Here is a 2,314-nt window from a genome sequence, read left to right on the forward strand (position 1 = left end):
CAGTCGGTGAGCCTAACTCTGCCTGTCGTTGTTGATAACATGCTGGGGGGGGTGGGTCTAGGTTAGGCATAGAAACAAAGTCGATCGCTCCTGTTTGGGTGACGAACAGCATCAGTAGATCGCGCTCAGGATAGTACTTTTTCACAGCCTCAGCAATGGCCTCTGTAGCCTCAGCGTCGACTTGCAAGCTACGAAGCTTAGGTTTTAGGCGGCCACGGACAACATATTCAACCTCAAATGAGGACGGTGAATCGGTGACGAACAATATGCCTCGTCCCTCTTTGGTGTAGCCCTCCCAGGCAAGGGCAGAGAGCAATAGAGCATGGTGATCAAAGAAATCAAATGCCTCGGCTGGGGGTGGCAATGTGTTAGTTGACTTGGGAGAGGGTTTGAAGCGATCGAGCAGTCTACCCAGTAATGACTGAGAGGCGGTTGAAACTGGCGCTGTATCCATGTCTGGCCGGGAGTTAAATATTCGCACAGATTTCTCGCTGAGGCCTGACCGTCGCTGTTGCCGTAGTTTGGCATTTCGTCCCATACCTTATCCACCCAATGTTGTCATGGCTAGCCAACCGCAACCGTCCCTTGTCGTACTGCCTCGATCACTTCTTCAATGAGTGATAAATCATCATCAGTAATGTGTTCATCTAAGAGAGCCTGCTTTAAGCGTTGGCGATCAAGATACGCCAAATATCCTGACGTAAGGATACGGGCAGTCAACTCCTTAAGAGTTAAACTATCCACTGCGCTGTCTGTTGGTGTAATGCCTTGCATAGCTGACAACGTGTAGCCTCCAACTCAATATACTAAGCTCTCTAGAGCTGCCTTGGAAACTATGAGAAATCCATGCGCCCAAGTCCGTCAGCCAATGAGTGTTACTGTTTCTGAAGCTCAAAATTAATCTGCTACGCCGTTAGGGAAGCCTCGACAAAGCACTCAGCCATGTGATGCGCCTCTCTCACTTGCCCATGGTTGGCTGTTTTAATTTTTGACTTCACATCAATTATACCAATCGTCCATGGTGTTTTAGAGAAGTTGGTGTCTTTATGGGGTGGCAGATGCTCAGGTAAAGAGTAACAATTTAACCCTGGAATTCACCTTGGCGTAAGACCCGATCGAGCACTTGCTGATAGGCAGATTCCACGTTGCCCATATTATGGCGGAAGCGATCCTTATCCAGCACACGCTTGTCTGGGTCTGGTTCGTCAGTTAGCCACAAACGGCAAGTATCTGGACTAATTTCATCAGCCAAGAGTAATTGACCTTGAGCATCGGTGCCAAATTCCAGTTTGAAGTCCACCAAGGTGATGCCGCAATCGCGAAAAAAGGCTTGCAAATGTTGGTTGATAGTTAGTGCCATGGCGGTCAGTTGAGTAACTTGGTCAGCAGTGGCTAGGTTCAGCAAAAACAGACGATCGTGGGTCAATAGTGGATCTCCAAGTTCGTCGTTCTTGTAATAAAACTCCACTAAGGGTTTGGATAAGACGGTGCCTACAGGTAACCCTGTTTGTTTGCAAAGGCTACCAGCGGCAATGTTGCGGACTACAACCTCTAGGGGCAAAATCTGCACTGCCCAAACCCGCATTTCTCGCGGTGCGGGACGATCAATGAAATGATTGGCAATTCCCTCGGCAGCTAGCTTTCGGAACAAATAGCTGGAAATGGCACAGTTGATTTCTCCTTTGTCTCGAATTTGTCCTCTTTTTTGAGCGTTGAAGGCTGTGGCATCGTCTTTGAAATAGGTCAGCAATACAGCAGGATCATCAGTAGCATAAATAATCTTGGCCTTGCCTTCATACAGGGGAGTGCGATCGTGCATAGGAACAGGAGTGAACAGCCTTATCATTCTAGCGTTGCTGACCGTTGCCAGTTTTGTCTGGAGTGGTAACCATTCACCCCTACAATAGAACTGAGTATAGAACTGAAGTTCAGTGGAACAAGACCTTGATCGCTAATGGAGCCATGCGCGATAACTTTACCCCTTACATTCTGGTTATGTTGACAGGGTTAGTCAGCTCAGTTTTCATTGGGCTGATTGCTTGGTATAACTCTAAGCGCCCTCCGGGCTGGGAAGATGCCCAACGCCCTAGCTACATTCCCAAGCTAGATATGGATCAGCCTACTGCCCCTGAGAGTAATGCTCAGTCCCAGGGTGAACAACAGCCAGAGAGCAGCCCATCAGAGTCTTAGGAGTAATCTCACTGAACGGGCACGATCGTTGTGCGCAAGTTTTTCTGAGCCAGTTGCTGCTGCAAAGCTTCTGCTGTGGTGCGGTCGTAAAATAGACCTGCTTGCATCATCAGTTGCCCGTTCA

At 48.6% G+C, this 2,314-nt stretch carries 4 protein-coding genes; 1 reads left to right on the forward strand and 3 read right to left on the reverse strand.

Annotation, left to right across the window (positions count from 1 at the left end):
- From NZ772_17670 to NZ772_17680, 3 genes are all read right to left on the reverse strand, one after another.
- Positions 1–538: hypothetical protein (locus NZ772_17670; protein ID MCS6815385.1), on the reverse strand; the 538-nt coding region annotated here is incomplete at its 3' end.
- Positions 539–564: 26 nt separating this feature from the next.
- On the reverse strand, positions 565–783 hold the full coding sequence (locus NZ772_17675) for a hypothetical protein (GenBank protein MCS6815386.1): 219 nt from the start codon (positions 781–783) through the stop codon (positions 565–567).
- 298 nt (positions 784–1,081) lie between these two features.
- A complete protein-coding gene (locus tag NZ772_17680) occupies positions 1,082–1,819 on the reverse strand; it encodes a phosphoribosylaminoimidazolesuccinocarboxamide synthase (GenBank protein MCS6815387.1) in 738 nt (245 codons plus the stop codon).
- Positions 1,820–1,962: 143 nt separating this feature from the next.
- Between NZ772_17680 and NZ772_17685 the strand changes: the two genes are divergently transcribed.
- Positions 1,963–2,190, forward strand: coding sequence for a hypothetical protein (locus NZ772_17685; GenBank protein MCS6815388.1), 228 nt, complete (start codon positions 1,963–1,965; stop codon positions 2,188–2,190).
- The last annotated feature ends 124 nt before the right edge of the window (positions 2,191–2,314 follow it).

Source organism: Cyanobacteriota bacterium, assembly GCA_025054735.1.
Classification (GTDB): Bacteria; Cyanobacteriota; Cyanobacteriia; order SKYG9; family SKYG9; genus SKYG9.